Annotated in this window: 6 protein-coding genes; 5 read left to right on the plus strand and 1 reads right to left on the minus strand. The window is 72.7% G+C overall.

All coding sequences use genetic code 11. The features are described from left to right. The first annotated feature begins 351 nt into the window (after window positions 1-351). Window positions 352-846, plus strand: coding sequence for a cupin domain-containing protein (locus ACFVX9_RS37945; RefSeq protein WP_380487509.1), 495 nt, complete (start codon window positions 352-354; stop codon window positions 844-846). A gap of 112 nt (window positions 847-958) precedes the next feature. On the opposite strand, the gene ACFVX9_RS37950 is transcribed toward ACFVX9_RS37945, so the two are convergent. Further along, window positions 959-2,428 carry a carboxylesterase/lipase family protein gene (locus tag ACFVX9_RS37950; RefSeq protein WP_387986615.1) on the minus strand — a complete coding sequence of 490 codons (1,470 nt, stop codon included), beginning with the start codon at window positions 2,426-2,428 and terminating at the stop codon, window positions 959-961. Window positions 2,429-2,821: 393 nt separating this feature from the next. Between ACFVX9_RS37950 and ACFVX9_RS37955 the strand changes: the two genes are divergently transcribed. The 4 genes from ACFVX9_RS37955 (at window position 2,822) to ACFVX9_RS37970 (ending at window position 13,292) form a co-directional block, all read left to right on the plus strand. Further along, the gene (locus ACFVX9_RS37955; RefSeq protein WP_387986618.1) at window positions 2,822-6,010 is read left to right on the plus strand and encodes a DUF6603 domain-containing protein; all 3,189 of its coding nucleotides are present in this window, start codon (window positions 2,822-2,824) and stop codon (window positions 6,008-6,010) included. Between the two features lie 7 nt (window positions 6,011-6,017). Continuing rightward, entirely contained in the window at window positions 6,018-8,288 is a 2,271-nt protein-coding gene (locus tag ACFVX9_RS37960) for a hypothetical protein (RefSeq protein WP_387986621.1), read from the plus strand. Window positions 8,289-8,319: 31 nt separating this feature from the next. Further along, entirely contained in the window at window positions 8,320-11,808 is a 3,489-nt protein-coding gene (locus tag ACFVX9_RS37965; RefSeq protein WP_387986623.1) for a hypothetical protein, read from the plus strand. Window positions 11,809-11,873: 65 nt separating this feature from the next. Further along, entirely contained in the window at window positions 11,874-13,292 is a 1,419-nt protein-coding gene (locus ACFVX9_RS37970) for a hypothetical protein (protein ID WP_387986625.1), read from the plus strand. The last annotated feature ends 211 nt before the right edge of the window (window positions 13,293-13,503 follow it).

Consider the following 13,503-nt stretch of genomic DNA (forward strand, 5'->3'; position numbering starts at 1 on the left):
GATCATCAGGTGGCCCCTTGGCAGCGGGCTGGGGTCCCGCTTGGCTGTGGCAGTCCCCCGCCAGGCCGCTGCGGGTGCGCCGACGGCCGCCTCGGCGCACCGTGGACCCATGGCCCTCATCGGGCCGCCGGGGCCTGCGGACGCCTGGGTGATCTCGGGGCGCGAAGAGCCGGTGGAGCCGCCAGGCCCCGCCCCGCAGGGCGCTTCGGACGTGCTCGGCGCCCTCGGGCCGAACGCCGCCGCCCTGTCCGGCACCGTCGGCAGCCGGCCGGGCACACGTCGTATGCGTCGCCGGGGCGACGGACCGGATCACCGACCAATCACGCGAATGTCTCGAAAGGGAAATCCGCCATGTCCTACCCAATGGCTCACTACTGGGGCGAATCGGGCGAGAATGCGGCAAATCTCCGGTTCGGCGCCGCCGCGCCGGACGTGTTGATCGGCGCGGGGGGCACAAGAGTCCACTACCTGGTCGACACGCCCTCCGCCAACAAGACGTTCGGCCTGTACCGACTGGACATGGGGCCCCGGCCGACAGGCCCCGCTCCACACTTCCACCGGACCATGTCCGAGTCGTTCTTCGTCCTGTCCGGGATCATGCGCCTGTACGACGGCGAACGGTGGATCGACGCCGAGGCGGGTGACTTCCTGCACGTGCCGGAGGGCGCCGTGCACGGCTTCCGCAACGAGTCCAACGAGCCGACCTCGATGCTGATGCTCTTCGTGCCCGGCGTGCCACGTGAATCGTTCTTCGAGGAGATCGCGGAGATCGCGGCCCGAAAACGCCCGATGAGCGACGCGGAATGGGCCGAACTCTACGGCCGGCACGACCACTTCCTGGCCTGACCTGCCCGTCCGGCCGGGGGTCGGCCGGGACAGGGAGACCCTGGACCGGGCCCGGGCGGTAGGGCCTGCGGCCTGCGGCTGTTCCCCGCCCTCGGGACGGGCGCGGCCGGTGTCAGCCGAAGCACCGGACAGTCGCCGGATCGGCGGGTTCGTAGGGGTGCCACTGGTCCGCGGCGGGGCGGCCGGTGGCGACGAAGGCGGCGATCGCGCGGGAGAAGGTGTCGCCGAGCGAGCGGACGGCGGCGGTGGCCTCGCCGAGCATGGGGCTGTCGGGGTAGGCGTCGAAGGTGTCGAAGAAGAAGGGGAGTTCGACGCAGTGCGCGGCGCCCAGGCCTGCGGGGTCGGGTACCGGGGCGCGGTCGAACCGGTAGACGTAGGTCGGGTTTCCGGCCGCGGCGTGGCGGTCGGCGATGGCGAGGGTGTCGTCACGGAAGACGAGCCCGGTCTCGAACTCGGTGAGGATGTCGGCCGGGGTCGCGTTCGGCTGCCGGGCCGCGATGCGGTCGTACCGTTCGTCGCCGCGGTCGGCCTGGCCGGCCGCGATCGAGCGGGCCCGGTCGGCGGTGATCTCCCGGATGCGGGGGTCGAAGGCGAAGAAGGAGGTCATCTCGTTCCTGGTGGTGCCGGTCAGCAGGCCTTTGCCGTCGAGGCGTCCGTCGACCAGCGCCTGCTGCCACGTCGCGGGGATCCCGGGGGCGCCGAGGACGGGGTACATGGGCGGGGCGACGCTGCCCGGGCGGGCGGCGTCGCGGGAGAGCTGCTGGTAGGCGGCCAGGAGCCGGTCGGCCGGGACGGCGCGCAGCGCGGCACCCCGGTCCCGGGTGCCGTCCGGGCCGAGGAGGCCGAGGATGCCGAGGAAGCGCCGGGCGTGGTCGCTCGCCTCCTCGGGGTCCTGCGGGGCGAGCCCGAAGGGACCGCTCTGGGTGATGACCTGGTTGACGAGCGGGCCGGTGGTCGGGGAGACGGCGAGGTAGAGGGCGGAGAACGCCCCGGCGGACTGGCCGCCGACGGTGAGGCTGCCGGGGTCGCCGCCGAAGGCCGCGATGTTGCGCCGCACCCAGGCGAGGACGGCGGCCTGGTCCTGGGCGCCGAGGTTCTCGATGCCGAGGTCCGGCAGGTAGAGGTAGCCGAGCGGGCCGAGTCGGTAGTTGGCGGTGACGACGACGGCCCGGCCGGCGGCGGCCAGGTGCCGGCCGTCGTACCAGTCCCAGCCGCCGGACCCGCTGGTGAACCCGCCGCCGTGGAACCACACCAGGACGGGCAGGGCGTCCGGGGCGGACCCGTCCGCAGGTGGACGAGGGGTCCACACGTTCAGCGTGAGGCAGCCGTCCTCGTCCCAGTCGGGGGTGCGCGGCCCCATGACCGCTTCGAGCCGGGAGGGGCCCTGCGGGACGGACGGGCCCGGGCGGTCGGCGTTCCGGACGCCCGGCCAGGCGGGGTGCGGCACGGGGGCGGCGAAGCGCCGCTCGCCCACGGGCGAGGCAGCGTAGGGGATGCCGCGGAAGGCGGCGACGCCGTCCTCGACGGTGCCTCGGACGCTGCCGGACTCGATGGTCACGACGGGGCTCTCGATCAGGGTCATCGGTGTCGCCTTCCTTGCAGACGTGGGATGGCTCCGGTCTATCGCTATCGCCATGAGACGGGAAGATGCCGACGGTTCGGCTCTCTCTGCGCGGTCTACGGCACCTGTCGAACTCGGCCGTAGGCGATGCATATCGGCCAAGATCGGATCGTTCCGTCACTATCCGCGCACGCCTCGGATACGCTGCGACAGTCTCGTGTCGGACGTGCACTCCGGACCTGGCGAGTCAAGGCCCCTGGTGCGCACGGCCGTTGTCGCCCTGGTTGATCCAGGGGGGCTCAATTGTCATGTCCCGAACCGGAATGGGCCGATGACGGGGACGCCCGACCGGTCGGGCAGGCCGGGGGGCCGGGACCGGATGGAACACAACCAGGGCGGGAGGCCGACCGGCTGATGACACTGAGCATCGACGAACTACGGCAGCGGCTGGCAAGCAGCCAGGGCAAAACGTTCGAGATCACCGGCGAGGAACTCGGGGCGGCCGATCTGGTCTCGCGCCACCTCGGCGATTCGCTGAAGGTCGGCAAGGCGACCGCCGACAGCGACGCCCTGACGGTCCACGGCACCGCCGCGCTGGGGGCAGCGGCCGGCCTGCCGGTCACGGTGGCCTTCACGGCCGACGCCGACGGCAAGCAACTCGTCGGCTTCGACATCGTGTTCACCCTGAGCCTGTGGACCTTCACCACGGCGGCAGCGACCGAGGACTTCACCTACCTGTCCAAGTTCGGCTTCACCCAGCCCAGGTTCGTCCTGCGCGGCGGCGACGTCGGCGCCGTCCTGGGCTGCACGCTCAACGGCGCCGCCTACCGCCTGCCGGTCGACGGCGCCGGCCCGTTGGTGCCGGACGGCGCCGGCGGCGGCGAGCTGCCGGACGTCACGCAGTCCTTCGGCTGCGCCCTGCCCGCGGACCTGGGCTTCCACCTCACCGACGTCTGGCTCCGCTACGTCCAGGACACGAAGACCCTGGTGCTGTCCGGGAGCGCCGCCCTGAGCGGCGGAGCCCCGGCCTCCAGCGTGGCCTGGGCGCTGCTGATCCAGGACCGCGGCGACGCGGGCAGGCGCTACCTCGGCGTGGTGCAGGCGGCCGTCAAGCTGTCGCTGTCCGGGCTGCCGATCATCAAGGCGCTGGTGCCGCCGGCCGACGACCTGGTGATGCAGCACGTGGCCCTGCTGTTCATCACGGAGGGGCTGGACGACACCGAGGTGGCGGACCTCAACAAGGCACTCAAGGCGGTCAAGGCCGACTTCCCCGTGGGAAACGCGCCCGAGCTCCCGGCCGGCCCGCTGGACAGCGGGGTCACGGCGTCCCTGGCCTACGACCTCGGCGGCACGCCCCGGGAGGCCGTGAAGGTCCGGCTCGGCGAGGCCTCGCGCACCTGGGCCGCCCTGCCGCAGGACAAGGGGCCCAGCGGCAAGGCCGACCAGCCGGCGAAGGCGGAGTCCAGCGGCCCGTTCCGGCTGGGCAAGCTCAACCTCGGCTACGCCAAGGGCGCGATCCAGGTCTCCGCGGACTTCAGCATCAACGCCCGCGCGCTGACGTTCGAGGCGAGCGGCTTCGGGGTCAGCATTCCGCTGGCCGACCCCGGCAAGGCAACCCCCGTGCTCAAGGGCCTGGGCATCAGCGCGAAGGCGGACCCGATCGCGCTGGGCGGCGCGCTGCGCACGAACCCGACTCCGGACTGGCCGGTGCGGTACGACGGCGACGGCATGCTGACGGCGCCCGTGATCAGCGTCGGGATCGCAGGCTCCTACGCCCGCAAGGCGGACGGCACGCTCTCGCTCTTCCTCTTCGGCCAACTCGGCACCGGCACCAACCCGGAGGCCGGCTTCGGCCCGCCGCCCTTCCGGGTCAAGGACGTCTCCCTGGGCTTCGGCTACCACAGCGAGGTCCGCGTCCCGGCGCTGACCGAGGTGGACACCTTCCCCCTGCTCAACCTGACCGGCGGCGCCGACTCGACCCCGATGAAGGTGCTGGACACGCTGACCGGCGGGCTCAAGCCCTGGGTCGCGCCCAAGGACGGCGAGATCTGGGTCGCGGCGGGCCTGCACTGGACGATGTTCGAGCTGGCCGACTTCCGCTCCATGGCGCTGGTCGAGTTCGGCGAGTCCCTGGTGATCGCGCTGCTGGGGCTCGGGGAGTTCGACTTCCCCAAGCTGACGGCGGCCGAGCAGAAGGCGGGCAAGGATCCGAAGGTGGCACGGATCCAGATCGCGGCCGAGGCGCTGTACCGGCAGAGCGAGGGCCTGCTCTCCCTGACGGCCCAACTGACCGACAAGTCCTACATCCTGGACAAGAACTGCAAGCCCACCGGCGGCCTCGCGCTCTGCGTCTGGGTGCCTCCGAGCCCGCACGCCGGGGACTTCGTGGTCTCCGTCGGCGGCTACCACCCGGCGTTCGTCAAGCCCGGCCACTACCCCGCCGTACCCCGGCTGGGGATCAAGTGGTCGATCAGCAACACCCTCACCCTGACCGCTCAGGCGTACGCGGCCGTCACCCCGCACGCGGCGATGCTGGGCGGTGCGCTGGCGCTGGTCTTCGACACCGGTCCGCTGCGGGCCTGGTTCACCGCGCACCTGGACGCGCTGATCCAGTGGTCGCCGTTCTTCTTCGACGTCGCCATGGGCGTCAGCATCGGGGTGCGGTTCTCCCTCCACGTCTGGTTCGTCCACATCACGATCAGCCTGGAACTCGGGGTGGACGTGGAGCTGTGGGGCCCGCCCATCGGCGGCAACGCCACCGTCCACCTGTGGTTCATCAGCTTCCACATCGGCTTCGGCAAGAGCCGCCCGGACCACCTGCCGCCCGTCCCCTGGACCGACTTCCAGTCCCAGCTGCCGCCCAAACAGCAGGCTGTGCAGGCCAATCCGGTCGCCGGGCTGTCCTGGAAGCCCACCGCGCCCTCGTCCCTCGCCCGGGTGGGCGACGACGCAACGGACGCCGGCCCCTGGTACGCCTCCACCCACGGGTTCAGCTTCGTCACCTCCTCGGCGGTGCCGGCCAGCAAGGTGCTCTTCGGCGGCGCCGCCGTGACACCGGACGAGGACCCGCTGCACATCCGCCCGATGCAGCAGGGCGACCTGACGTCCACCCACAGCGTCACGATCACCAAGGACGGCCAGCAGGTCGACCACTCCACCTGGAGCGCCGAGCCGGTGCGCTCCAACGTGCCGCAGTCGCTGTGGGGCCCGGGCGAGAGCTCGCTGAACGGCACCGGGCTGCTGCCCGGCCGGCTGACCGGCCTGACGGTCACCGTCCCGGCACCGGCCTTCGGCGGACAGCTGACGGTCGCCCCCGGCGTCCTGGACCTCGACCCGCTGCTGCCCCAGGGCGCCCTGCCCCTGGACGCGGGAGCGGCCGCCGTCGGCCCCGTGGCACAGACGAGCACGCAGACCGTGGCCGCCATCACCGCCGCCGACAGCGGCATCGCCGCCCCCTCGACCGCCACGAAGCGCGAGGCCCTGCGCGCCCAGCTCGGCGGGCTCGGGTACCTGCTCGACCCCGCCGGCCCGCTGAGCGGCTACGCCGACCTCGCCCGCGGCGACCTGGCCGCCGAGCCGCTTCTCGTCCCGACCGGAAAGTGACCACCTGATGCTCAGTCAAGATTCCGGAACCGCCGGCGGCCTGGAGTTCCACGACAGCCTCGTACCGGCCCTGGAGGCGGGGACCTACCAGATCACCACCGGGCACGCCATCGACGGCCTGGACACCGGCGACTACTTCGCCACCCCGGTGGTGCGCACCCTTGAGGTGCAGGCCGCGCGGTTCGCGCTGCCCGACGGCGCGGTGCACGGGGTGTACCCCACCGACGGCGCCACCGGCACCTTCGACCAGCTGCTGCCGCACATCACCCTGGACACCCCGCCACTGCCCTGGGAGCGCACCCTCACGGGGGCGCCGCCCACCCCCGGGCAGCCGACCGTGCCCTGGCTGGCGGTGCTCCTCTTCGCCGAGGGCGAGTTGCCGGGCGACCCGTCCGCCACCGGCCGCACCGAGACGACGACCGTCGCCGACCTGCTGAACACCCCCGCCGCCCAGGCCATCGCCCCCGCGCTGACCGACGTCGAACAGCCGGACCAGGCCACCGAGTGCCGGACGATCGACGTCCCCCCGCAGCTGTTCGCCGCGATCGCCCCGCGGACCGGGGAGCTGGGCCGGCTCGTCCACCTGCGGCGCGGCGAGGACGAGCCCAGCGGGGCGCGCTCACGCAGCGACCGCACCCGGGCCCGCTCACTGCGCGGCGTCCACCGCGCCACCCCGCCCCGCTGGTGGCACACCCTGCGCGACGACCCGTCCTACGAGGGCCTGCACGCGGTGGTCGTGGGCAACCGCTTCCCCACCACCACCGGCGGCCAGTACACGGCCCACCTGGTCTCCCTGGAGGGCTTCGCCGCCTACCTCGACGGCAGCACGGTGGCGAACGCGCCGCTGCGCCTGGTCTCGCTGCGGTCCTGGTCGTTCCGCTCCCTGCCGGACTCCGGGGCGCACTTCGGCACCCTCGTCGAGAACCTGGCCGCACCCGGCAGCCAGGACGCCGCCGCGCTGGGGCTGCGGCTGCCGCCGAACGGCGCCACCGGCGAGGCCGGCGACCGGCTCACCCAGGGCTACACCCCGCTGGCCCACCAGCTCGACTCGGGCGAGCAGAGCTACGCCTGGTACCGGGGCCCGCTCACCCCGCTGCCCACCCAGCCGCTCCCGCAGACCGTGGAGCACAGCGCGAACGCGGACGCCCGGCTGGTGTACCTGGAGGAGCACGGCCTCTTCGACGTCAGCTACGCCGCCGCGTGGACCCTGGGCCGCTCCCTCGCGCTCGCGGACCCGCAGTTCCCGCCCGCGCTGATGGCCTGGCGCACGGTGGCCCGGGCCGGCGCGGGCCGGATGCTCGCCGCCCGCGGCCGGGCCGGCAGCGGCAGCCTCGCCGGCACCCGGGCCGCGACCGACCACGCGGGCGCACCCGCGGCGATCGGCACCCGCCCGGCCCGGCAGGCGTTCGAGGCGAGCACCCTGGGCGGCCTCGCCCACACCCTCACCACCGCGCTGGCGAGCCCGCTGGACCAGGCCGCCGCCGGCCCGCGGCTGGCCCAGGCGCGACCGGCCCCGCCCCTCCAGGCCGCCGCACCGTGGCTGCGCGGCCAACTGGCCCGGCCCGAGGCACGCGAGGCACTGCGGGCGGCGACCGCCGACGCCGCGAACCCGGTGCTGGACTGGTTGGACCGCCTGGCCCTGCTCCACCCGGTGCCCCTGGAACAGCTCGTGCCCCGCCAGGAGCTGTTGCCCAACGAGAGCCTGCGCTTCTGCTACGTCGACCGGGCCTGGCAGACGGCGCTCGTCGACGGCGCGCTGAGCATCGGCATCGCCGGCAGCCTGGACAGCGACCTCAGCACGCTGCTGCACGACGTCCTCACCGACCTGCCCGCCCGCCTCTCGGGCTTCCTGGTCCGCTCCTGCCTGGTGCCCGGCTGGCCCGCCCTGCGCATGCACCTGTACGCCGGCGAGGACGAACTGACGGTGCTGCGCGCCGACACGCTGGGCGAGGACGTGCTGCTGGTGCTGGCCGACGGCATCGTGGACCGGCTCGTGGTGGCGGAACCGCCCCAGGGCCTGCACTTCGGCATCCAGGACGGCGACGTCCTGCACCTGCGCAACCTCAAGGGCGACGGCATCGGCACCACGCTGCCGGGCGTCGAGCTGCCGCAGGTCAGCGGCTACCTCAACCCGGACACCCGGGTGCTGGACGTCACCCGGATCGGCGACGCCATCACCGCCGCCCTCGGCGACCACGCCCAGGAGGGCGGCCTCAGCGCGGCCGGCTGGGCGATCCAGATGGTCAAGGCGGCCCAGCAGATGACCTTCCAGCGATGACCCTCCAGCGATCCTGACGAAAGCGAGCACCATGCCGAACGACGACAAGGGACCGCTGATCGTCCCGGTCCAGGTCGACGCCCTGGCGGTCAACGACGAAGTCCGCTCCAGCGTGCCGTTCATCCGCTGGCAGGCCAACTTCAACCTGCTGGCGCAGAACCTCCCGCCCGAGGGCGAGCCCTTCGACAACAACCAGGCCGCGCACTGGAACACCGACACCACCGCAGGCGGCGTCTACCTCCAGTGGCAGCTGCCCCAGGCCCTGCGCAACGGCGCACACGACCCGGACACCGGCGACACCACCTTCCCGCTGGTACCCAACCGATGGCTGGTCGTCCGCTACAGCGGCCCGGCCACCGACCGCACCGCCCACTCCTGGGTGATCGAGAGCGACTGGCTGCCCGCCGACGGCGACACCGCCACCGGCACCACCCCCTACCTGCGCCCCGGCACCGCCAGGAGCGTCCACATCGGACGGCGCACCGCCGCCGCCGACTGGCCGGGCGAGAGCGGCACCCAGGACCCGTACGTCACCGCCGCCGGGCCGGGCCTGCTCACCTTCTCCGCCTTCCAGCCCTTCAACGAGAACGTGCTCTCCCTGCACGACGACCTCGCGGGCGTCGCGGACCAGGACACCCTCGGCTACCTCGTCACCGGCTGGTACTCCGCACCCGGCGCCGACCCGCTGCACGAGGCGACCAGCCTGGCCGCCCTCGGCTGGGCCCTGGCCGCCGACCCCACCGCCGACACCCCGCCCACCGACCGCACCCTCTACACCGGCCAGGTGCTGGGCCTGAGCTGGGACAAGACCGGCAGCGTGCCCGCCTCGGACCGCCCCCAGGGCGTGGACGTGGACGTCGCCGTGGGCAGCAGCTCCGTCGACGCGCTCACCGCCCTGCTGGTGGCCAAGGGCACCGACGCCGACGACGCCGCCCGGCTGGAGGCGCTGGCGCACGGCCTGCTCGACGGCCTGGACGACGCGGGCACCGAATCCGTCGACCAGTCCATCCACCGCGCCTGGTTCGGCTCCACCCACGGCGGCTACACCTGGGACCTGGTGGACGGCACCGCCGGCGCCGAACTCTGCGCCCGGCTCAACACCGACCAGGCCGCCCACGACGCCCAGGTGCGCCAACTGACCGACGCCCAGTGGAAGTTGTACGGCGCCTGGTGGCTCAACCGCCTCGACGACGTCCCCGACGCCTACACCGACACGCTGCCCGCCACCCTGAAGCCCACCGAGCAGGACAGCCTCGCCGCCCGGGTCACGGCACTGGCGGCCGACATCGCCGCCCGCCGCAACCCCGGCTCCGGGCACCCGCAGCCGATCCCCTGGGGCGCCACCGACGAGGACCTCGCCACCGCCGCCCAGGCCTACCTGACCGCGCACGGCGCCGACCCGACCTGCACGCTCAAACGCTCCCCGCTGGGCGAGTTCCACCACGCGCAGGACCCGGTGGTGCTGCTGAACGGGATCAAGACCCCGGCCCCGGCCGACCTCACCGCCGCACTGCCCTGCCGCACGCCGGACCACCTGCTGACCGGTATCGACCTGGGCAGCGGCCTGGCCCCCGCCCCGGCCACCGTGCCCGGGCCGCCCCTGACCCACCTGCCCGAGGCCGCCACCCTCGCCACCCTGCTCGGCGAGTTCTGGCTGCTCGACCAGGCCCGGGCCGCCGGCACCCTCGCCGACGCCGTGGCCCACCCCGACCAGCGGGTCACCGGCACCCTCCCCGCCTTCGGCACCAGCAGCTGGCGCCAGCCCTGGAAGCCGCTCTACCTGCTCTACGAGCTGTCCTACTACCCCATCCCGCACGACACCGCCGACGGCGACTGCTGGCAGTTCGACGGCACCCGCTACCACTGGACGAAGACCGGCCCGGCCGACCCACCGGCCTACCAGTCCTACACGGGGCGGATCTACCTCACCCCGCACGCCACCTTCAACCTCGCCGCCCAGATCAAGCAGTACCGCGCCACCCACCCCGACGCGCCCCAGGACGAACTCCAGCAACTCGCCGACCAGGTGGCCGGCTGGGACCTGCTCAGCCAGGCCCTCGACGGACTCACCCCGCGCATCACCCTGCGCGACCCGGCCCTCGCCGCCCACCCCGACGACGCCAAGGGCCTGGCCACCCTGATCGGCTCCCAGTACCAGAGCACCCCCGTCCCCGGCGCCCTGCCCTCCCGCAGCGGCAAGTGGCCCGCCTCGGACTTCCCGCACCTGCGCGCCGGCCAGTTCTACTTCAACCGGATCGCGGTCGTCGACCAGTTCGGCCAGGTCACCGACCCGATCAACCCGCAGGGCAGCGGCAGCTCCACCGACACCGACAAGAAGCACCTGGTACTGGCCGACAGCGTGCGCCCGGACGACGGCGCGACGATCCTGCCGGAGTTCCCCTACCGCTACGCCGAACTGCGCCCCCGCCTCCTGCAAGGAGCCCGGCTCCGCTTCGACGCCGTCAGCGCCACCGACGACAGCCAGGTGCTCGACCTGCACGCGGGCGTCAACCCGGTCTGCGGCTGGCTGCTGCCCAACCACCTCGACGCCGCCCTCGCCGCCTTCGACCCCGACGGCGGCGCGCTCGGCCAGTGCCGGACGGTCTACACCGACGGCGGCCGGCAGCAGGTCGTCTGGGACCCGGCACCGGGCTCCAGCTACCCCACCCTGGACAGCCTCGCCCCCGAACTCCCGCACCTGGCCTCCTTCCTGACCGGCCTGCGCGACGCCGGCCCGTCGGCCCTGGCCGCCACCCTGAAGGCCGTCGACGAGACCCTCTACACCGTCAACCCGCTCGGCGGCTGGGACGACACCACCATGACCGTGCTCGCCGGTCGGCCCCTGGCCCTGCTGCGCACCCGGCTGGCCCTCGAACTCGACGGACCGCCGGTCATGGACCCCAGCTGGGAACAGTGGCAGTACGTCCTGGACCCGAGCAGCACCGCGCCCCGGCCGGCCTCCCTGGACTACCGGTGGGGCGTGCGGCTCGGCGCGCTGGAGAACCTCGCCGACGGCCTGATCGGCTACACCAGCGGCGACGACTACACCACCCTGCACACCGTCCACCTGCCGTCGGACGCCCCGTCCTACCTGGCCGGCATCGGCACCGGGTTCCCGCTCACCACCGCCGGCACCCCGCAGTACCTCACCCTGCTCGCCGACCCCCGGGGCGCCGTCCACGCGGTCAGCGACATCCTGCCGGTCTCCGTCTTCACCGTGCCCGCCGAGTTCGTCAGCCCCGCGCTCTCCCGGATGGAGGTCTCCTTCCGCCTCGGCCCGGTCATGACCACCCCGCAAGGCGTCACCGGCGCCGACGGCAGCCCCGCCACCGGCTGGGTCCTGCCCCGCCCCCCGGCCCGCCACGGCGACTGGAGCTGGGCCGAACCCACCACCACCGGCTGGCAGGACAGCCCGCTGGCACCCGCCGGCACCCCCGGCCACATCCCGACCCCGACCGCCCCCCTCAGCGCCCGCACCGGCCGACTGCGCCTGCGCGGCGCGGTCGCCGACGAGCAGTGACCACCGACCCACGCACCACCGATCCACGAACCACAGAGCCACGGATTACCGACCCAGGAGCAGCAGTGTTCGTCCGCGCCGGAGCCAGCGCCTCCACCGCCCTGAACTACCTCGTCACCACCGCACCTTCGCCCCTGGAGATCACCCCGACGGACACCACGTTCACCCCGGCCACGATCTCCGTCACCGCCGCCAACCCCGGCCCCGACCCGGTCCGCGTCGTCTCCGTCAAGTTCACCCTCATCGCAGGCACCGGCGCCGGCGCCCTCACGGAACACCTGGACCAGATCCACGCCACGGTGACCCCGGGCGCCGACTGGACCTTCGCCCGCGAGGACGACGGCACCTTCCTCGCCGTGCCCACCGGCGACCAGGGCTACGTCGAAGTCACCGACAAGGCCGTGCTGTTCGAGCTCACCAACATCGCCGTCAACGGCGAGATCGGCGTCACCACCCTCGACATCCTGGAGAGGACCCAGGACGACGAGGGCGACACCTCCAAGGGAACGGCCGAGTTCCAACTCGGCAAGTGCTTCCCGGGCTTCCAGTTCAGCGACCTGACACCCGCGTTCCTCGACGACGGCCACACCACCGTGACCAACGGCAACACCGTCACCCTGACCTGGACCGCCTCCCACGGCGCCGCCTACACCATGCTCCACGAGAACAAGTCCTACGACGTCACCAACACCCGCACCTGGACCTCCCCGACACTCACCCGCGACGCCACCTTCCACCTGCGGGCCAGCCTCACCACCGACGGCCACACCGTCACCCACTACCTGCACACCAACGTCACCGTGGACAAGCCCGACCTCACACTCGGCACCCTGACGGTGAACGGGGACGTCCAGGTGTCCGGGCAGAGCAACGTCCAGGGCCTGCACTGCGCGCAGACGCTGGAGGTCGGCGGTGAGATCCACGCCGCGGGGACCGTGTACGGCGGCGACCGCACCAAGCCCGTGACCCTGTACGGCGCCCATGTCACCAGCGACCTCACCGTCGACGGCAACCTCAACGCCATCGGCGCCGACGCCATCGTCCGGATCCGGGACCTGCGAGGCCCCTCCAGCGTGAAGCTCAGCATCAACAGCGACACCGAGGTCCTCACCGGAAACAGCGTCACCATCGCCGACGCCCTCACCGTCGGCGGACTCCTGACGGCCAACGGGGACCTCGACGTCTGGTACAGGGACAACAACGTGCAGAAGATGACGACGTCCGGCGTCACTGGCGGCGTGAAGTTCCTCGGCCCAGTCGTGTTCAACAACTGCACCATCAACCAGGGCGACTGGGCCAAGCTCAAGAACTTCAGCGATGGCCAGGCCAAGTTCCAGATCTGGAACACCATGTACACCGACGAAAGCAAGGAGGCGGTCGTCTTCGTCTACGACGGCAAGGGCGACCACCGCAACGTGACGGCCGACTTCGGCAGCCCGGGTTACGGACACAAGGGCCAGACGTTCCGATTCGTGTTCGAGTAGTACGGCGGCCGGGCGGGTTGAGCCAGCTGAACTGTCTCCCGATCGGACAGGCCCTGGAACTCTCCTGAGCCGGCGCCGCGATGGCCTGCGGGACCGAACCGCGGGGGGGGGGGGGGGGCCCAGATGAGGGGGGGGAGGTGGGTGTTTGGGTTGGGGTGTTGTGTTTTTCTTCTTCTCTTCCCCTTTGTGGGACCGCCACCCCAACCTAGGA

It is taken from the genome of Kitasatospora sp. NPDC058243 (assembly GCF_042882025.1).
Lineage (GTDB): Bacteria > Actinomycetota > Actinomycetes > Streptomycetales > Streptomycetaceae > Kitasatospora.